Source organism: Shewanella sp. MF05956 (genome assembly GCF_059758055.1).
On sequence record NZ_JCAYNV010000002.1, the window covers coordinates 288,248 to 308,221 of the forward strand.

A 19,974-nucleotide genomic window follows, 5' to 3' on the forward strand; every position below is an offset into this window, starting at 1 on the left:
CGCCAGCTTTACATGCTAAACACATAGCAACACTTCAAAACAAAGCGGATCTCACGATCCGCTTTTTGTTTTTTGGATATTTTATCAGAACTTAGGTAGAGTGTCTGGCGTTAACTACATACACAATAATAAGGGTGACTTATGAGCACTAACTCGCATTCAGGCAACGACCTGCGTGAAGTAAAACAACTGGGGATGTGGGCATCAATCACCAGTCTAGGGTATATATTTTGGCTTGTTGGCGGCATGGAGCTGGTTGAGCGAATAGCTTATTACGGCGTAAAAGCCTCCGCGGGTTTATATGCAAAATCCCCCGTGTCGGAAGGTGGCTTAGGTATCGACTTACACGATTACGGCATCATCATTGCTGTATGGGCCATGCTACAAACCTTTATTCCTGTATTTACCGGCGGTATCTCAGATCGTGTCGGTTACAAAGAAACCATTTTTGTTTCGACCATTATCAAAATTTTCGGTTACCTCACCATGGCCATATTCCCAGACTTTTGGGGGTTTTTAGCCGGAGCCATGTTGCTTGCCGCAGGTACAGGGGTATTTAAACCCGGTATTCAAGGTACGCTCGTGCTGTCAACAAAGCGCGAAAACACCTCTATGGCTTGGGGTATATTTTATCAAGTCGTGAATATCGGTGGTTTCCTAGGTCCGCTAGTGGCCGTGCACATGCGCCAGTTATCGTGGGACAATGTGTTTTATGCTTGTGCGGCGATTATCTCATTTAACTTCTTATTTTTATTGGCCTATAAAGAACCAGGTAAAGATGAGCGTTTAGCCAGAGCGGCTAAAGTAAAATCAGGTGAAATCCAGCAAGAAGCGTTATGGAAAGATGCACTGCATGAGCTGAAAAAGCCGATCGTGCTTTACTACATGTTAGTGTTTGCTGGCTTTTGGTTTTTATATAACTCGCTATTTGACGTACTGCCTATTCATATTGCCGAGTGGGTTGATACTAGCATTATTGTCACCTCATTATTTGGCCCTGAAGGCACCAGCAACGGCATTTTACAATTCTGGCTTGGTCTGAATAACGACGGTACCAAGGTGATGCCTGAGGGCATGCTAAATCTTAACGCAGGCATGATCATGACCACCTGCTTTTTAGTCGCTGCCTTTACCGCCAAATACCGCATCACCACCGCGATGTTAGTAGGATGTATTTTAAGTATTGCCGCGATTATGTTGGTCGGTGCATTTAATGCCGCGTGGATGATTGTATTAGCCATTGTGATGTTCTCTTTCGGCGAAATGATGATTAGCCCGAAGAAAAACGAATTTATGGGTAATATTGCTCCTGAAGGTAAAAAAGCCATGTATTTAGGCTTTGTCATGTTACCGCAAGGGATCGGTTGGACATTAGAAGGCTACTTCGCCCCTAAGCTATACCAAATCTATGCTTCAAAAGAGATTATCTCGCGTAATGAGTTAGTCAGCCGTGGCATGAGCCAAAGCGACGTTGATGCGATTCCACAAGGTGAAGCCTTTATGCGCTTAGTAGATTTTACTGGTATGGAAGCTCAGCCATTAACGCATATGCTGTATGAAGCCAATAACATTGGTATGGCATGGTACATCATCGCTGCTATCGGGATTATTTCAGCTGTGGGTATCTTTATCTACGGAAAATGGTTATTGACCATGCAGCGCCAACAAGCCGCGGCGTAATAGCCAGTAGCACTCGATGAGTGTACAGATTCATTAAGCCACAATATCAATACCAATAAGGGAGGCAGCAATGCCTCCCTTTTGCTATCTACGATAAAATGACAGGCTTTATCGAATCTAGAGCGCTTCGCTGCTAGGACGCTACGCGGCTAGAATCTATAAAATCTTAGCAGCGAGTCCAGCCATCATTGTTAGCAAGCCAAAATAACGTTGTCATCCCATAGTAAGAGCCTAGATCGCTTCGCTGCTAGGACTTTACGCGGCTAGAATCTATAAAATCTTAGAAGTGAGTCCAACCATTATTGTTAGCAAGCCAAAATAACGTTGTCATCCCATAGTAAGAGCCTAGATCGCTTCGCTGCTAGGACGCTACGCGGCTAGAATCTATAAAATCTGAACAGCGAAGCAGTCACTACCCATATCGCAGCATTCGTTTTGTTCATTTTCTAGCAGGACAACGTCCGCCCTAGCAGCAAAGCGACCCTAGCAGGACGAAGTCTGTCCTAGCAGCGAAGCGACCCTAGCAGGACAACGTCCGCCCTAGCAGCGTAGCGACCCTAGCAGGACAACGTCCGCCCTAGCAGCGTAGCGACCCTAGCAGCAAAGCGACCCTAGCAGGACAACGTCCGTCCTAGCAGCAAAGCGACCCTAGCAGGACAACGTCCGTCCTAGCAGCGAAGCGACCCTAGCAGGACAACGTCCGTCCTAGCAGCGAAGCGACCCTAGCAGGACAACGTCCGCCCTAGCAGCGAAGCGACCCTAGCTGCACTTATGGATGAAAATCAAACAAAAAAAGAGGGAGGCATTGCTGCCTCCCTCTTGCTTAGTTTCTTAAGTGATGATTAAGAAATGGTTGTTTTTATTCACTTACCTAGTGAGAAGTCGTCGCGTGAACTTTATCAAGGCCGTAAGTTTTACCTTCGGCATGACAAGTTGCACAAGATTCAATCGGTACACCTGCAGCAGACATTACGCTATCACCAGCAACTGTAGCACCATTGCTCTTAAAGTGAGCAAGAGCCGCAGCACCAGAGTGCGCATGACAACTACGACATGCTTCAGCAACAGGAGAGATAAATTCTCCGCCACTGATTGCAATTGAAGTTCTGCCAGAGGTTAACGTACCAGTGCCAGAGAAAAATGGCATAGCATCGCCTGCAGCATTTGCATCTTTATGACACGCTTGGCAATTGGTTTTACTAGCTGGATAGTTAACCCAAGTTTCACCATCTGTACCTAAGTAAATGCCAGCGCCAGTGCTACCCGCAAACATACCGCTGTGGAAACGGTGAGCAACTGTGACTAAGTCACGGTTGTAATATTCTAGGCCTTCAACCACTTCAAACGTTGGTGAGCCATTAGCATCCACACCAGATTGCTTGTACACATCTGCATGATAAGAACCAGGGTAATTGTTGCTATGACAATCGGCACATTGTGTAAAGTTAGTCACACCATGGTTAGGTGATTTAACATGCGCTAAATTGTCATGACATGCATTACATTTCGCTTCATCAGCCGTTGTACGGTCATTACCAGCTTGAGTCGGTGCGCTATAAGCTGTTAGCTCAGGGCTAACAAAACGTAAGTTGTCAGTGGTTTCAACACCCGCTGCAGCAACAGCATCAAACTTGAAGAACTTAGTGACGATATTAGCAGGAACCGCGACGTCACAAGCACCAGTATCTGTGCCTGCACCTGTTGCTAACATAGTATTAATCACTACTTTGCCAGTCGTTGAGTTACCACACATGTTCATTTCTGAAGATACTGAAATTGTTTTTCCATCAAGTTGGTTGGCAGAAAGTGCTTTCGTTAAGGTTATTTTGCCACCACTAACGATAAACATTTCAGGATTAGTTACTGTGTTAACACTCAAACCACGAACATAATCACCATTACTATCAAGAGTACCAATTAACATGTCGTCACCGGATGCTTTCTTGTTCAAGTACTGAGTTAAATCAGTACCATCAGCTGCAACAGCACCATTTAGATTAACGTTATAAACAATCGTTAATACATCTGCAGCAACATCGGCAGAAACAACCTCAAACACTAAGCCAGTTTCGAAAGCATCTCGACGATCAACACCGTGAGCTTCCATTGGGCTTAAACTTCCTGCACCATGACAGCCTGAACAGACCGCATCACTTGAAGGAATAATCCCTCTGTGATTTTCACCGGTAGCTAAATCAACATCAACGTGACAAGACACACACGCCTCAGCATAAATGTTATCGTTCCACTGAGTGCCATTATCATGACAAGCAGTACATTCATTTAGCTCTGTAGGAAAACCAATTTCACCAAACATTTCTTTGGCTTCGCCCGTTAGCGAGTCAGCAATATGATGACCTGCGTGGATAGTGTGGATCATGGCATTGAAGTTAGCGTTATAACCTTTATCAGGATCATCTTGTCCGCCGGCATATGCAGGGTTATGACAAGCCACACAGTTTTCAACTTTTTGATAGTTATGGTGAGCGTCAATGTTAGCGATACGCATATCTGTATCAGCGAAACCTTCCATTGGGCTGTGACATTTAATACATGCCGCATTAGACACTGAGTCTTTTGCTGATACCGCAAGTTCACCAGTAGCAGGAATAAAATCTAACGGTGTCGATAAAATTTTATCGCTGATGCCAGTACCGTCAGCGTCGACCACATCATAGGTGCGGATCATGACACGTACTAAATCATTAGCATTACCACTCGCTAATACAACGGGTGCATTACCTTCATGTGTCCAAGTACCGATGTAAGTACCAGGGTTTGCGGCATCTTCAGTTAATGTACACGCGTCCTTATCACCAGCACTACCGGTAAGGTTACAATACATGCTGTTACCATAGCCATTGGCTAACGTATGGTTAGTCCATAACATTGGCGCACCAGTGTCTGTGGTATTCTCAGACTGACTGGTGACATATAGAGCGACTCTCTCAAGACCAGAGAATGGAACATCTGCATTACCCGTACCTTTACCCGATACGGTAAATTTAATACTAAAAGGTTCGCTACCAACCACAACAATATCGGCTGGATCAAGTTGCAAGTTATAATCGTATGCATTGTTTACGGTAGTTACCGTTAATCCTGCAGAAGTGCCATTAGAACCATCAGCACCAGCAGCACCATCTGCACCAGCAGCACCGTCGGCACCATCACTGCCGTCAGAACCACATCCTGCTAAACCAAAAGCAGCAATGAATGCCGCAGCAAGTAACGTTCTATTATATTTTTTCATTTTAAATCCCCCGATTTAAATGTGTAGGTTTTACACATACAAAATATAAGGAATTAGAGACAAATACCCGCGCGGTGTAACAAACCTGTGATGTTTGGTTGCAAATTCGTTAACAGGAATTGGTGATTTTACTTTTAAGTATCCCAAAATATGAAATAGCCAATTTTATATTTTGTAACCCTAAAGAGGTATTTGTAATGAATGAAAAAGTAGCAAAGGTGATGCAGAACAAAATATGGTTATAAACCACTGATTAAAAAGCTTAAACTATTTCAGCCTAACAGCCTCCCTAACAATAAGCGAGTGCTAATATATTGATATTATGAGTAAAAAAATTAAACCAATAACGCGCGAGTGATATCAATTATCATTTGTTTCACTTCTGCTGAATAGCGTCGATAATGCTCTGCACGTTCAATTAAACAATAATTTGGCATAGGCATCACTGAGTTAAGTCGGTCAAACTCTGAGTCGGGTAAACGCTCAACTCGCAATTGAGGAATTTGCTGTGCAAAAGAGCCCTCATGACAAATAGTCAACGCTAAACTGTCCATGGTCAGCAAATGCCAATACCAATCTTCGAGCTTTTTAACGCACTCAATATCTTCTAAAAGTAAGCCTTCGGTTTGGCAATAAAGCTCTAATGGATCAATACGATTATTAAATCCACGACAACGTAAATACACAATCGAATACTGAATAATGTCTTCAAGTTTTATCGGTTCAGCAACATCCCAAAATGCATGTTGAGTGTGACCCACCACGCATAACGATGTTGCACTACCAATCGGGTGGGCTTCTAACCCGTGGGTATCTTGAGTCTCAAAACCAATACCAAAATCTAAATCGCCGTTATAAATAAGCTCTTCGGTATCGGCTTGCCAACTGTGTAACTTAACCTTGCCAATGGTATTACGCGGGCACAAGCTCAATGCAACGGCAACGCTGGTAATAATACTGGGCGATACCGCAATATTAAGCACAGAATGCTTCTGAAGATTGGTTTTATCTGCCGCCACTCTCTCAATTTGACTCAACATATCGCACAATTGGCAAATAGGTTGATACAAACGCTCAGCTAATGGTGTAGGTTTAAGCCCTTGTTGACGGCGAAAAAACAGCTCATCATTAAAAATAATCCGCAATGAGGTTAAGCAACGGCTAATTTTAGGTGCAGAAACGCTGAGTTCTTTAGCCGCTATATTGGCAAAACCAGTTTCATAAATAATTTTAAACACCATTAAACTAAACACATCTAGTTCACTGACTTTTTTTAGGGCTTGTAAGTCCACATGTCACCTAACGAGCTGTAAAGATGAACATAAATTAGCATATTACAAACAATAAAAAGTTGATCTAGTGCTGAATTATGCAATCTACTTCAGCTTGTGTTAATACACGATATTCACCCGGTAATAAGGCGTTATCGAGCATAATGTTCCCCACGGATTCACGATGTAGAGCAACCACGGGATTACGAAAACGACCAAACATTCGCTTAATTTGATGATACTTTCCTTCCCGAAGTACCACCCTTGCTTGGTGCGTCGACAAAATCGTTAATTGTGCAGGCAAGGTCGTGATGTCTTCAAACTCAAAATACATCCCATTAGCAAAGGCATCGATGTAACTTTCATCAATTGGGTTGGCTAACGTGACAAGATAATGTTTATCGACTTTATGATCTGGCGCCATCAGCGCAGCAGACCACTTTGCATCGTTTGTGATTAACAATAACCCGGTTGAATGTAAATCCAGTCGCCCTGCAATATGTAACATGGTTGGATTAATACCCACGAGTAAACTCAATGCGGTGGGGTGCTTATCATCCACGGTGGCACTGACTACACCGTCAGGTTTATTAAGCATGTAATATTGCTTTTGGTATTGCTGCAGCACCACATCATTACAAACAATATGGCTAAACTCATCGATCTGTAAATCTGGAGATTTAGCCAATTTGTCATCAACAAAGACTTTGTTATCAATCAATAGCTGACGAACCGCTTTTTTTGACACTTGTAACGCACGAGCAATAAACTGATCTAACCGACCACGCTTAGACGCCATAAAACCTCATTAAGAGTGATACCAATTTTATTAAGAATACCTTATTCTGTAACAGGACTACATTAATAAGGAGTAACATGCTTTCGCAACCTGCTAGTACAGATTTGCGCCCAGACATGACCACAGCCGAATTTAAACAGGCGATCAAGTCACTGGACCTATTTTTACAAGAGAACATTTTTCAAAGTGCCATTAACGACACTTTAAATAAGCGATCGCAGTTTTTCGACTCTCTATTATGCCTCCTTTGGCAAGCTCTCGAGCTAGACAATAACCATATTTCACTCAATGCAGTAGGCGGTTATGGGCGACAAACCTTGCACCCATTTTCAGACATTGATATCTGCATCATCCACGACGGACAACTGTCGGCAACCGACGGCGCTAAAGTCAGTGGTTTTTTAACCCAATTGTGGGATATCGGTCTCGACTTAGGCCACGCCGTTCGTAGCCTAGATGACACGTTTCAAGCCTGTAAAGACGATGTCACCATTGCCACCAGCTTGCTTGAAATTCGCCATTTATACGGTAACACCGACCACCAGCAAATCGTTTTAGAGGCATTATACGGCCAGGATTTATGGCAAAGCCAAGCGTTTTTCAATGCCAAACTGAGTGAACAACAAGAGCGCCATGCCAAAGCTCAAGGCACCTCATTTAGTATTGAACCCAACTTAAAAACCAGTCCGGGTGGAATTCGCGATATTCAAACTCTCACGTGGGTTGCCCGTAAACATTTTGGCGTAGCCAGCATGCAGTCATTACGACGCTTTGGCTTTTTAACCAACGATGAATACTCAGAGCTAATGGAATGCCAACACTTTTTGTTTAGGGTACGCTTTGCCCTGCACCAAGCTGCTCAACGCTCAGAAAACCGTTTATTACTGCAACATCAAGCCGAAGTCGCTAAATTAATGGGCTTTGGTGATGGGATGCCAAACGGAGAAAGTGGCAACATTGCCATTGAGAAAATGATGCGTCAGCTGTTTAGGGCAATGAAACGCATTGGTGAATTAAACAAAATTTTAATGGCCTATTTCCAGCGGGAAATCATTCCGCAACTCAATCCCGACATTATCCCAATTAACGATAACTTTGAAATTGTCGACCAATACATTCATGTACGTGATGAAACGGTATTTATCGACCGCACTCAAATCATGGCGCTGTTTGAGTTTATCGCGATTCATCATGACAAAATTATCGGTATTACCGCCGAAACGTTGCGCTCACTGCGCCAAGTAAGACGCCGCTTAATGGGCGACTTACAAGACTTTCAGCGTTGCCGCGAACAATTTAAAGCCATTTTTAACCACCCTCAGGGCATGGGGTTAGCTATTACATTAATGCATCAGCATGGTATTTTGGCCTCTTACTTACCGCAATGGCGTGAAGTCGTTGGCCAAATGCAATTTGATTTATTCCATGCTTATACGGTCGATGAACACACCCATAAGGTGCTTAAAAACATTTATGCCTACGGTAAAGACATTAAAACGCTCGACAAAGATTTAGCGTTAGCAGCTGATATTTACCAAAAAATGTCTAGCAAATCGACCTTGCTATTTGGGGCGTTGTTTCATGATTTAGCCAAAGGCCGCGGCGGCGACCACAGCGAACTTGGTGCGGTAGACGCCAACATGTTTGCCATCTTTCATGGTTTAAAAGTGTCGCAACAAAAACTGATTAGTTGGCTGGTAGAAAACCATTTATTAATGTCTATCACCTCGCAGCGAATGGACATTTACGATCCTGAAGTGGTGAACAGCTTTGCCAAAAAAGTCGGCACTTTAACCCGCCTAGATGCCTTATATTGTCTCACCATTGCCGATATTCAAGCGACTAACGATGACTTATGGAACGATTGGAAAGCCTCGCTATTAAAAGATTTGTACTTTATTACCCGTAAAGCATTACGTGGCGGCTTTGAAAATGTATTGCAAATTCGTACTCTGGTGCGCGAGCACAAACAGGAGGCGCTCAACCTGTTAAATGCAGACGAAGCCACAACCGTAGCCATTAAAACCTTATGGAAACGTTTACCCATCGCGTTTTTTAGTAATGCCGAAGCAGAAGATATTGCCAGGTACACTCAAGCGATATTGCTGCACAACCAAACCCCGGTTGCTGACGGCGAATACAACACCTTAATATTACTCGATGACGCTGTAGTTAAAGGTTGTAGTGACGTATTTGTGTATACCAAAGACAGACATGGGTTGTTTGTTAAATTATTTAATACCCTCGCGGCATTGCGTATTTCGGTCAAACAAGCGCAAATTGCCCGCACGAAAGATGGTTATGTTGTTGAAGCCTTTAAAGTGCTCGATTTTGATGAGAAACCGATCACCAGCGTCCAACGCCGTAAGCAAGTGATGAACAAGTTACATCAAGTGCTAGACAACGATGTCACGTTGCCTAAAAAGCGTGAGTCTAGGCGCCATCAAAGTTTCGACAATCAACCGAGCATTGAGTTTTTGTATTCACGTAAATCGACACGCACATTAGTCAATGTATCGGCCTTAGACACTAGCGAATTTATGGAGCAAATCGCCAGTGCCTTTAGAACTCTCGACCTTAATATCCACTCGGCCACGATCAGCACGGTCGGTGAACGGGCAGATAACGTGTTCTCAATATCCAATAAGCAAGACCAGCAATTAACAGCAGAAGAACAACAACAACTGTCTGTTGAGTTAGTCAACGCCATCACCGGCTAAATAACACACATTAGCCATAGTCATTGATTTGTACTTTGCTTTGAGCAAATCAATGGCTATGCGATAATCTCAACAATTTCATTGTCGATTTTAGGTCATCATGTCATCAGCGTTTACGTACACCAGCGAATATGTACTCGATAAAGCTTACTTTGAAGAATGCTTTACCCAGTCTGTCGACCCAAAAATACCACCCAAGCAATACCTTAAAACCGCAATATTTGCGATTATCGGGTTAGGCATATTACTGCTCGATAACGTCAGTCAATTAGCGGTGAGCAGTAAAGAAACCTACTATTTAGGGTACTTCTTTATTGGTTTAGCCGTGGTCGAATGGCTAAGTATCCGCTTTAAAAAAACCTGGTGGTTATGGCGACAAATGATGAGTAAAGCCGCGGGTGACACAGTAACACTCGTCATTGATGATCAAGGTATTCATAGTCAATCGACTCATGTAAATCAACAAATTTTATGGACTGAAGTTTACCGCATCAGCCAAACCGATGCGGGCTTTTTAATTGCACTGCAAAAAAGTACAACCTACTTGTCTAAACGTTGTTTAGATGCTGCAAGTATCGAGTTTATTACTAGTAAACAATCGTAAAAAAGCTAGGCTAATGCCTCGCTAACGCGTTGCTGAATATGGCTGAGCACATCCTGTTCAAACCAAGGATTACGGCTCAGCCAAATATTATTACGCGGGCTGGGGTGCGGCAGAGGGACGCAAAGTGGCCCAAAGCTGCGCCATTGTTTTACTGTTTCGGTGAGGGTTTTGGGTTTGCGAATTAGCGGATGATTGGCTAACTCATTAGTGATTAAACGCTGATGGCTTAAATAATAATGTTGAGCATATTGGCCAACTAATAATATTAATTCGACTTGAGTTAAGTGAGCTAATAATAATGCATGCCACTTAGGGGCGCATTCAGGCCTTGGTGGTAAATCACCCGATTGACCTTTCTTGGCGGTCGCTGCGCTATAACTCCCTGGATAACAAAAGCCCATTGGCATAATGGCAACCTGCTTAGCATCGTAAAACACCTCACGGCTTACACCCAACCATTCACGCAATCTGTCACCACTGGCATCATCAAAAGGAATGCCCGTGTCATGCACTTTACGCCCAGGCGCCTGACCAATAATCAATACCTTGGCTTGAGGGTCTATTTGCACCACAGGGCGTACACCATGTGTTAATGATGCCGCACAAAGCTGACATTGATTAACCTGCTTGAGCAGCACTTCAAAATCGCTCATATAAATATTCCCTTTTACACTCTATCCAAAGGAACTAAGCTGCAGTAGTATTTGTCAAAATAACAAAGTTCTCCCAGAAGGAACAACCATGCCATCTCTTATTACTAGCAAAACAATGACCCGCCTTACCCTTGCGACAATATTGGCCAGTTGCGCTGTACTTAGTTTTAGCGCAAGCGCATTACCACAAGCACCTGATAAAGATGTTGCCTCGCTCAAGCAAGCTTGCCAACAAATCGCGCTTGAAGACCAATTACCTGAAGCAGAAATCCCGTCTTTTCTTTTAGACTGTGTCAACGACCAGTTAACCGAAATGGGTTATGAGCGCATAGCTAGCCTAGATTAAATCTAGGCTTAGATTAAACAAATACTAGCTTCCACATTAATAAAAAACGCCGTTAAGGCGTTTTTTTGTGGCTATTACAGCATATAAAGCCTTTAAAAAGCCTGACAAAAAATGGCTATCGATGCGCCAATGGCCACAAACCATGATAACGATCGTAACGTGCCGTAATTAAGTAAATACATGGCATGGTAAACCACGCGAGCAACAACGTGTACTATGGCTAATAGTGCCACCACATCAGTGACGTTATTAGTAATTAACGCTGTCAGCACTGCAATCCCAAATACCATTAACGACTCAAATGCATTTTGATGCCCAGCTAAAGCACGTGCACCAAAACCGGTAAGCAGTGCTTGTTGCGCACGCGGATGGTTATTGTCATAACGGCCAGACTTACCCATCGCTATGGCTAACGGAACCTTGGCGGCATATGGCAGTAACATGGCAATCAGTAAACAAATCAATATGGTATGCATGGTATCCCTTCTCTATTTCTTTTTTAAGTTATTAAGGTCTTGATGACCATCAAAACAATGGCCTGTGATGACTCGTTAGGCAAATGCTGGGTGATATTTTTCGCTATTGCAGCGCATTCTTGTACCAACAAAACACCTATCTTTAAATTGTTTTGTATCAAACGGTTAAATATTAACATTAGCTAAACTATATGATTTAGACACAAATACCAACCTGATTGATAGGTCTAACTATACTTTATCTTGAAAGTTATTCCCCTCCTGCACGGTCAATACTGATAACTCCTAACAAGTGTGGTAGCTGCAGCAAATCAAACTTGTCACGAGTCAACAATAATAAGCAGTAATCACACAATCAACATTGTAAGGAAGACAATATGAATACCAAAGCACAAACCAGCTTAACAGGTGCAGCACTCGCATTGGCTATGGCCAGTTTATCGGGTCAGGCAATGGCGGCAGAAACCAGTACTGCGCCCATGGCCGCTGGTGAAACAGATCTAGTACATTGTTACGGCGTTAACGTCTGTAAGGGTCACAACGATTGTAAAACAGCCGACAACGCCTGTGGCGGTCAAGCAAGCTGTAAAGGTACAGGCTTTGTGGGTATGCCATCTAAAGCGTGTGCCGATGTGGGTGGCACACAAAAAGACGATTGGGTTGGCAAGGTCACTAAAGCTGATTTAGTACACTGTTACGGCGTAAATGTCTGCAAAGGCCACAATGATTGTAAAGGCGCTGATAATGCCTGTGGCGGTATGGCAAGCTGTAAAGGCACTGGTTTTGTTAGCACTACAGCAAAATCTTGTGCAGATATTGGCGGTAAAACAAGCTAGTTGATTTACGTAAATTGATTTAAGTTAATTTACCGCAATAGTTAAACTCAAGGTTGATGGCCCTAGTGCCTCTATTCCAACTAGGGCATCAACCTATTAATCATAATGATGAGATCGCTCAATGCCAGAATCAGTAATAAAACAAGACTTTCTCGGATTTGGTTTAGGGTTACGCACCGATCATTTCGAGCATATTTTACAACACCAACCTGATGTTGATTGGTTTGAGGTGTTGTCAGAAAACTTCCTAGTCGCAGGCGGTAAACCGCGTTACTATCTTGATGCGATAGCTGAACAATATCCCGTGGTAATGCATGGCGTGTCGATGTCAATTGGCAGTACCGATCCATTAGATATGGATTACCTTAAAGTCTTAAAAAAGCTCAGTAACGACATTCAACCAAAATGGATTTCAGACCATATTTGCTGGACATCTATTCATGGTGTTAATAGCCACGATTTATTACCTCTGCCCTATACCGAAGAAACCATTAAGCATGTGGCTGAGCGGGTGCGTCAAGTTCAAGATGTGTTAGGTCGCCGGATATTACTCGAAAATGTGTCGAGCTATTTGTCTTATCAAGATTCGACCATGGACGAATGGGACTTTTTAAGCCAAGTGGCAGAAGCCGCAGATTGCTTGATATTACTCGACATTAATAACATTTATGTCAGCGCCCGTAATCATCATTTTAATCCGCTGGATTACCTTAAAAAGATCGATCCTCGCCGAGTACAACAATTTCATTTAGCTGGCCACAGTGATTACGGCGATTATGTTATCGACACCCACGACCACGATGTGCCGCCGTCTGTTTGGACACTATATCAGGCAGCACTTGAGCGCTTTGGCCCCATTAGTACCATGATAGAGCGCGACGCCAATATTCCGCAATTTCCTGCACTTTATGATGAATTACGCCAGGCTAAACACATTGCCGAACTCACCTTTGCAGACAGTACCCAAGCAGAATTTCACACGTTAAGTCAGTCTCGATTGGGTCATCAATCACCAACAGGTAATCATAAAGTAGATAATAAGCAAATATTACGGGTACCATCATGAGCCGCTTAGCTGAAATACAACAGCAGTTTATGGCGTATTTATTGTCAGATGAGACCAACAATGACCACAGTACATGTCAATCCGCTATGCAGGCTAATGTATCTCAACAAGCTGGGATAAGCGCAGATATTCGCTTAGCGATTTACGCCAATGCATATCGAATTCGACTAAAAGAAACCATTGAAACCGACCATGAAATACTAGGCCGCTATTTAGGTGATGATCTGTTCGATAAGATGGCTGCTGACTACACGCGCGCGCATCCGTCGGCCAATCAATCTCTGAGGCAATTTTGTGATGCTTTGCCCGATTTTTTACAGCAAGATTTATTTTTTAAACAACATCCTATTATTGCTGATTTAGCTCGATTTGAACGACGCTTACTTAATGCTTTTGACGCTGCCGACAGCACTAGCGCGAGCTTTAGCGATTTGCAGGCTATATCGCCAGAGTTGTGGCCTAATTGCTGTTTGCGCTTTCATCCCAGCGTACAAATATTTACCTTTAACAGTAATGCCGTCGAAGCCTGGCAAGCATTAAAAGCCGATTCCACGCCACCCGCACCTGATTACCTGTCAACTAGAGCCTGGTTACTATGGCGCGGCCAAACACGCTTAACCGAATTTGCCTCCCTCACCGCAGCACAACATGCCTTATTACTGGGCTTTATTCAGGGCAACAACTTTGCCGAGCAGTGCGAACAAATGCTCGAATGGCACGACGAACAATCAGCCCCAATGATGGTATTGCAGACCATGCAAACCTGGTTTCAACGCGGCTTAATTCGAGCGGTAGTAAGTAGCTAATTTACGTTAACTCATGTCTGGACAAAGCTTGATAACTACCTTCTCGTCGTCCCGGCAGTGCTTTTGAGCCGGGATCCAGGTGTTTGTTTGCTTTGTACTTATGTACTTTATGGCCTGCGGCCACTAACGTCGTGGCGCTTCGCCCACACCAGAGCAAAGGGGTAAAGCGCTTGTACCCCTTTGCAAACCCTCAGCGTTCCGGCAACATTTTCGCTTTTTAACCAAAAAACAGCAGCGAAAAAATTGCGACGGAAAATTATCGAGCTTTTGACCGCATATTTATCCCTCTTCGGCCACCTCTTTATGGTAAAGAATGAAAATGCTAACGCTTCAGATGGGAGTCTGATGTGAATGGATTCACAAATGTCGTGGTGGCATGGATGCCAAGGAACGACCCTTCCCCTCCAAAGCTAGCCCGCTCTGATAGGCAGGATGCCTGAATGCCTTGAAGCACATGGATGTGCGTGAAAGGCCATGGCTAGCTCACGTCATTTTCTTCAACGGCCTCAAGTTCAGAGTTGAATTTGAGCATTTGAAAGCTAAGACCAACTCCTTTTTGGACAAAAGTGGCTAGAATTTATTTTTTATAACGTTGCCCATATAAATTCTAACCCCACGAAATTACTGCTCATGCTCTATAAAAGAACAGTTGTATTAGGGAGGAGTATTTTCTGAGCTAACGATAGTTTGTCCTTTGTCTGGCCATGTCCGATGATTTATTAACTTTGGAATGTTATGGCTTTCGGCCTCTTTCTCTTTCGCATTCTTCCGCATGAGTTGTTGAATCAAAGTACATCGAGTACAAAACATCATCGCCTGTTTGAGTTATGCTTATTTCATATTTTAGCTTACCATCGACAATACTTGGATATATATTCACCCCATGAATATCGATATTTTTATAAAAATCATCAGACTTATTAAGGCATTTACTCCTGAGTTTATTTTTGTGAAATACATCTTTTATCGAAAAAATAAAATCTAAAGCATTAGCATCAATATACAAAGACTTCCCATCATGATCTTGTGTATAACGAATATAGTCTGAACAAGCTCCATTGATAGACCTGCCAACATATATATATGAATTTAAGGTGTACACTCTAGATGATAGTTCATGTTTATTTTCCATTTCCACACAATATTTATCAAAAATGAATTCAGGCTGTTTGATGTAAACGACAGCACCTTCATTCTCTTGCCCTATATTGTACAATTCACTAGAGCAGTGAGTCGCTTCAGAATTTAGGCATAAACCTTTCATTTGCTCAATAAAAGAGCTGCTACTATAAGCTTCAGTAGCATTTAAAAATAATGGAAAAAAGAATAAAAAAAGTATTAATTTTTTCATTATGATGTTGCTCCACTAATCATATTTACTGTTATGTTTCTAATATTCAGGGTACGCGCATAAAACAATGGAGATACCTAAATCAGCAGTGTTTTTTAATAACGGTGGTTCTAAATAGATGCTCATATTTATGCTGTCAACACAAAACCAGCCAACAAAGTATTCAATTACCCCGCCAGTAGAGCGCAATTTATTGAAGAAGTCTTTGTGCTTTTCTAATTCTGCATTTTTTTGAGCTATGAACTCTTCGAATAAAACGTCTTCTGCATCTATTCGTTTGCCATCACATAAATCTAAATTCCAGAACATGTCCTCATATGAACCACCAAAAAGCCTACCGTTTTTAGTTATCCTCAAGTCACCTGTGTCATGTGAGTTCGTAGGTGATAAAGATAACGTGTCACTTATCGTTTTGGCATCAACTTTGGGATGTGAAATTTTTAATGAGACACTAAACTTATAATCTGGCACTGACTATCCCTAGAAACATAAAATTTTAGTATTTATGCGCTGCTCTATTTGCTAAGCATAAATCGCTTGTTGGACTTGGCCGATGATACATCCAAATTAATCGGTACGATTTATGCTATAGGAGTTTGCTTTTTAACGGTAGTGGTATTTTGTACAACCTTTCATCTAATCGTCTGTTCTAATTATACCTTTTAAGGTGGGATTGATGATGTTTAATCTTTTTCATTGCTCGGTTATTGCCTTTCCCCTGATACACCTTGCTAACTCGGAATGAGGAAAACGAGTAATATGCCTTGCTTTAAAGGGATTGATTCAACTCTGAACCTGAGGCCGTTGATGAAAATAGCGTGAAGCTCACATGGATGTGAGCTTAGCTTTCGCGGTACAGGATGTACCATCGGAAGCGTTAGCATTTTCGAATAAGGCTGAGGCAGTTACCCAATAAAGTCAAAAGCAGGATCAATCCCCATGGCGACTTTTCGCTGTTTGAAAATGTTGCGGGGCGGCTGGGAGATCCAAGAGGGAACAGCCGTTGGTTTCCTCTTGGTCTGGTGTGGGTGAAGCGCCACGACGTTGGTGGCCGCAGGCCATAAGTACAAAACGACCAAACAACAAAATAACACCTGGATCCCGGCTCAAAAGCATTGCCGGGAAGACGTATCTAATTGAGCTTACTTGTCGCTGGAAGCAAAGCCTCACAAATCGAAACGGCACCTAGACACTATAATGATGAATAGTCATTTTATTACAACTGAAAGCGTATCGCTTAGTCACTCACTTTTGGGCAAAGGCGTGTTTAAAAGTGGCCTAGTCAATGACCGTCAATTTCACAAAATGACTAAATCTCTACTACGTTCTGCCTCTGATAATGTTAAAATCTGCGCATCAGAATTACCGAGAAACTCAATGTTTATCCATCATGTTAACGACATCGACTGGCTAGTGATCACAGCTTTTGAAGAACTGAAAACGATGTTTATCGAAGAAGCCGGTACGATACCCGCTTGCTTCTCTACCGCCAGCGAATTGAACTTGGTTGATCAAGCCAAGCGCACTTATGGATATTTGCCTGCGCACAGCGGCGTAATCACCGATATAGGCACATATCAAAGACAAGGTAACGAAGAAGATTTGAACCCACAGCTTGCCTGCTTTGTTGAGGGGCGTGGTCGGGTATTTATCTATCACGGCGGCTTTGTAGCTTTTGTGGATGACGAGCAAACCTTTATTACCCGAATAGACTGAAATTATTCAGTAAGTTGAAGACTTTTTACAAAAGAATAGGTGAGCTGGCCATATTTGAACCAATTTTTGGTGAAAAATGAGTTAGAAGCCCAATCAATATGCCCAATTTGCTGCAACTGAAATCATTGATGATTCCGTTACTTTGTTCACCAATAAAAGGCACAACACATACTCCAACTCGCTAGTTCCCGATAAACTTAAACCATAAAAAAGCCCCTACCCATAAAATGAGAAGAGGCTTAATGGTCTATTCGGTGGTCTAGATCACATCAAACAGCACAACAATAAATCAATAAATCAATAATCAAACCCAAGTTGCGCTTTAATGCCGTCATTAAACGCGTGCTTTATCGGCTGAACCTCGCTGACTGTATCGGCTAACTCAATGATGTCACGATGACAGGCGCGGCCGGTGATAATGACATGCTGCATTGGAGGGCGGTTTCTCAAAGCCGTTAATACTCGCTCAAGGTCGATGTAGTGATAACTGACCATATAGGTTAACTCATCTAGCAACACCATGTTTATCGATTCGTCTTTGAGAATTTTTTCGGCTTCAATCCAGGCTTCCATTGCAGCTTGGGTGTCTTTTTCTTTGTCTTGAGTTTCCCAGGTAAAACCGGTTCCCATGACATGAAACTCAACGCCTGCGCCTTCTAATAAATTACGCTCGCCACAAGCCCAGGTGCCTTTAATAAATTGCACTACAGCCGCTTTATGACCATGACCCACAGCGCGAGTAACTGAGCCAAAACCTGAGGTTGATTTTCCTTTGCCGTTACCGGTTAACACTAACAAAATACCCTTTTCATCTTGCGCTGCAGCAATTTGGGCGTCCACGCCTTGCTTTACTTTTTGCTGACGCGCTTTGTGACGCTCTGCTTTAGTGGCATCAATCGCGTTGGTTTGTTCAGTTTGTTGGTTATCCGTTGTCATAGCTGTATTCCTGTCAATGTGCTCATATTCAAATGCGCTTATATTACGCCAACAATACGAGCGATTGGCTGCAAATGGATCTGATTAATCGGTATTTGTTGTACATCGAGTGCATGTACGCTGAAGTCTTATTGCTTATTGCTATTGCTTTAACGCTAATGGCAGCCCTGCGACCACTAGCGTTACTTGATCGGCCATATTGGCGATAGCTTGATTTAACCACCCTGCCTCATCGACAAATTGACGATTGAGCTCGCCCATAGGCACAATTCCTGATCCAACTTCGTTACTCACTAACACCACATCACTGCGTAATTGAGTGAGGCATTCAAGCAGTAACGACTTTTGTTGTGGCCAACGGCCAGGATTGGGGTCGAGTAAATGATTGGTTAATAGCAGCGTTAGGCAGTCGACTAAGATAACTTGTTGCGGCTTATCAATTGCCTTTAAGGTTTGGGCAACATCAAAAGCTTGTTCGTGTAGTGTCCAGCTATGGGCGCTGGACACTCGGTCTTGCTGGTGTTTGGCAATACGTTGAGTCATTTCATGGTCTAGCGCTGTTGCAGTCGCAACATATACACATGAGTAACCGATGGCGGCGTATTCGGCAACACGCTGCTCAGCAAATCGACTTTTGCCACTGCGCGCGCCGCCCAACACCAAATGAATCACTAGCTTAACCCTACCGCTAATATCACTAAGTAACAGCAAACTTCGCTAATTTGTTGCGCCGCGCCCAAGGTGTCGCCTGTGTAACCACCAATCTGTTTGCGGAAAAAACCACCCAACAAAATACGGACTAACCACAGGGTAATGAATAACACAAAAGCAGCTAGGCCATTAAGCCATAACAGTACAAAAATGCCACTGGCGATCAAAATAAACAAATCGTTTAATTGCTGATCTTGGGCGACAGGTTTTGATTTACTGCTAGCATCATCACGAACATATTGCTCACTGAAAATTAAGCTCGATGCCACCACGCGGCTAAGGGTATGTCCGGCAACGAGCGCGCTAACGGCAGCCATTGGGCTATAAAGCGCAAGTTCAACCAATAATTGCCATTTAAGCAACAACACTAACCCTAACGATAAGGCACCATAACTGCCTAGGCGCGAATCTTTCATGATGCGCAGCTTGTCTTCTACTGTCCAGCCACCGCCAAAACCATCTGCGGTATCAGCTAGGCCGTCTTCATGGAATGCACCGGTAATAAGCACACCCGCAACCATCGACAATAAAATCGCAATGCTGGCTGGTAAAATTAACTGCGCCAACCAAAACACTAACGCACAAATTAAGCCGATAAGTAAACCGACTAGGCCAAAATAACGACTGGCCTTGTTGAGTTTGTCACTGTCGATCACTACCCAGGATGGTATAGGGATGCGAGTAAAAAAACTCATCGCCACAAAAAATAAATTTAACTGCCGCAACCATTTTATATCGCCAGACATTTTG

General features: G+C 43.1%; 18 protein-coding genes. 8 read left to right on the top strand and 10 right to left on the bottom strand.

Annotated elements, in window-relative coordinates; translation table 11 throughout:
• Positions 1-141: 141 nt before the first annotated feature.
• Entirely contained in the window at positions 142-1,680 is a 1,539-nt protein-coding gene (locus tag AC19MX_RS03175; protein ID WP_432399094.1) for an MFS transporter, read from the top strand.
• Between the two features lie 871 nt (positions 1,681-2,551).
• Here the strand turns inward: AC19MX_RS03175 and AC19MX_RS03180 are convergent.
• From AC19MX_RS03180 to AC19MX_RS03190, 3 genes are all read right to left on the bottom strand, one after another.
• Positions 2,552-4,933, bottom strand: a complete 2,382-nt coding sequence (locus AC19MX_RS03180) for an OmcA/MtrC family decaheme c-type cytochrome (RefSeq protein ID WP_432399095.1) — start codon at positions 4,931-4,933, stop codon at positions 2,552-2,554.
• Between the two features lie 335 nt (positions 4,934-5,268).
• A complete protein-coding gene (locus AC19MX_RS03185; protein ID WP_432399096.1) occupies positions 5,269-6,225 on the bottom strand; it encodes a LysR family transcriptional regulator in 957 nt (318 codons plus the stop codon).
• A gap of 64 nt (positions 6,226-6,289) precedes the next feature.
• Positions 6,290-7,003, bottom strand: coding sequence for a 16S rRNA pseudouridine(516) synthase (locus tag AC19MX_RS03190; RefSeq protein ID WP_498296469.1), 714 nt, complete (start codon positions 7,001-7,003; stop codon positions 6,290-6,292).
• A gap of 77 nt (positions 7,004-7,080) precedes the next feature.
• On the opposite strand from AC19MX_RS03190, the gene glnD reads away from it, so the two are divergent.
• Together glnD and AC19MX_RS03200 are read left to right on the top strand one after the other, a co-directional pair.
• A complete protein-coding gene (glnD, locus tag AC19MX_RS03195) occupies positions 7,081-9,723 on the top strand; it encodes a [protein-PII] uridylyltransferase (protein WP_432399098.1) in 2,643 nt (880 codons plus the stop codon).
• Between the two features lie 100 nt (positions 9,724-9,823).
• Positions 9,824-10,327: a YcxB family protein gene (locus AC19MX_RS03200; RefSeq protein ID WP_432399099.1), complete on the top strand. Its 504-nt coding sequence runs from the start codon at positions 9,824-9,826 to the stop codon at positions 10,325-10,327.
• Positions 10,328-10,332: 5 nt separating this feature from the next.
• Here the strand turns inward: AC19MX_RS03200 and AC19MX_RS03205 are convergent, their stop codons facing one another.
• Positions 10,333-10,980, bottom strand: a complete 648-nt coding sequence (locus AC19MX_RS03205; RefSeq protein WP_432399100.1) for a uracil-DNA glycosylase family protein — start codon at positions 10,978-10,980, stop codon at positions 10,333-10,335.
• 88 nt (positions 10,981-11,068) lie between these two features.
• On the opposite strand from AC19MX_RS03205, the gene AC19MX_RS03210 reads away from it, so the two are divergent.
• Entirely contained in the window at positions 11,069-11,326 is a 258-nt protein-coding gene (locus AC19MX_RS03210) for a hypothetical protein (RefSeq protein ID WP_432399101.1), read from the top strand.
• 92 nt (positions 11,327-11,418) lie between these two features.
• Here AC19MX_RS03210 and AC19MX_RS03215 read toward each other — a convergent pair whose 3' ends face one another.
• The gene (locus AC19MX_RS03215) at positions 11,419-11,802 is read right to left on the bottom strand and encodes an MAPEG family protein (RefSeq protein WP_432399102.1); all 384 of its coding nucleotides are present in this window, start codon (positions 11,800-11,802) and stop codon (positions 11,419-11,421) included.
• A gap of 377 nt (positions 11,803-12,179) precedes the next feature.
• Here AC19MX_RS03215 and bufA2 point away from each other — a divergent pair, with 377 nt between their 5' ends.
• The 3 genes from bufA2 to AC19MX_RS03230 all read left to right on the top strand — a co-directional run bounded on the left by bufA2 (position 12,180) and on the right by AC19MX_RS03230 (position 14,510).
• Entirely contained in the window at positions 12,180-12,638 is a 459-nt protein-coding gene (gene bufA2 / locus AC19MX_RS03220) for a BufA2 family periplasmic bufferin-type metallophore (RefSeq protein WP_432399103.1), read from the top strand.
• A gap of 121 nt (positions 12,639-12,759) precedes the next feature.
• Positions 12,760-13,704, top strand: coding sequence for an MNIO family bufferin maturase (gene bufB / locus AC19MX_RS03225; protein WP_432399104.1), 945 nt, complete (start codon positions 12,760-12,762; stop codon positions 13,702-13,704).
• Positions 13,701-14,510 (top strand): HvfC/BufC family peptide modification chaperone, encoded by an 810-nt coding sequence (locus AC19MX_RS03230; RefSeq protein ID WP_432399105.1) that lies wholly within the window; start codon positions 13,701-13,703, stop codon positions 14,508-14,510. Before bufB ends, AC19MX_RS03230 begins: the two co-directional genes overlap by 4 nt.
• A gap of 733 nt (positions 14,511-15,243) precedes the next feature.
• On the opposite strand, the gene AC19MX_RS03235 is transcribed toward AC19MX_RS03230, so the two are convergent.
• On the bottom strand, positions 15,244-15,861 hold the full coding sequence (locus AC19MX_RS03235) for a hypothetical protein (protein ID WP_432399106.1): 618 nt from the start codon (positions 15,859-15,861) through the stop codon (positions 15,244-15,246).
• Positions 15,862-15,900: 39 nt separating this feature from the next.
• Positions 15,901-16,332: a DUF4279 domain-containing protein gene (locus AC19MX_RS03240; protein ID WP_432399107.1), complete on the bottom strand. Its 432-nt coding sequence runs from the start codon at positions 16,330-16,332 to the stop codon at positions 15,901-15,903.
• 906 nt (positions 16,333-17,238) lie between these two features.
• On the opposite strand from AC19MX_RS03240, the gene AC19MX_RS03245 reads away from it, so the two are divergent.
• Entirely contained in the window at positions 17,239-17,577 is a 339-nt protein-coding gene (locus AC19MX_RS03245; protein WP_432399213.1) for a cytosolic protein, read from the top strand.
• A 297-nt stretch (positions 17,578-17,874) separates the two neighbouring features.
• On the opposite strand, the gene cobO is transcribed toward AC19MX_RS03245, so the two are convergent.
• The 3 genes from cobO to AC19MX_RS03260 all read right to left on the bottom strand — a co-directional run bounded on the left by cobO (position 17,875) and on the right by AC19MX_RS03260 (position 19,970).
• Positions 17,875-18,513 (bottom strand): cob(I)yrinic acid a,c-diamide adenosyltransferase, encoded by a 639-nt coding sequence (gene cobO / locus AC19MX_RS03250; RefSeq protein WP_432399108.1) that lies wholly within the window; start codon positions 18,511-18,513, stop codon positions 17,875-17,877.
• 141 nt (positions 18,514-18,654) lie between these two features.
• Complete coding sequence (gene cobU, locus AC19MX_RS03255; protein WP_432399109.1) at positions 18,655-19,185, bottom strand: bifunctional adenosylcobinamide kinase/adenosylcobinamide-phosphate guanylyltransferase; 531 nt, start codon at positions 19,183-19,185, stop codon at positions 18,655-18,657.
• Positions 19,185-19,970 (bottom strand): adenosylcobinamide-GDP ribazoletransferase, encoded by a 786-nt coding sequence (locus AC19MX_RS03260; RefSeq protein ID WP_432399110.1) that lies wholly within the window; start codon positions 19,968-19,970, stop codon positions 19,185-19,187. Before AC19MX_RS03260 ends, cobU begins: the two co-directional genes overlap by 1 nt.
• Positions 19,971-19,974: the final 4 nt, after the last annotated feature.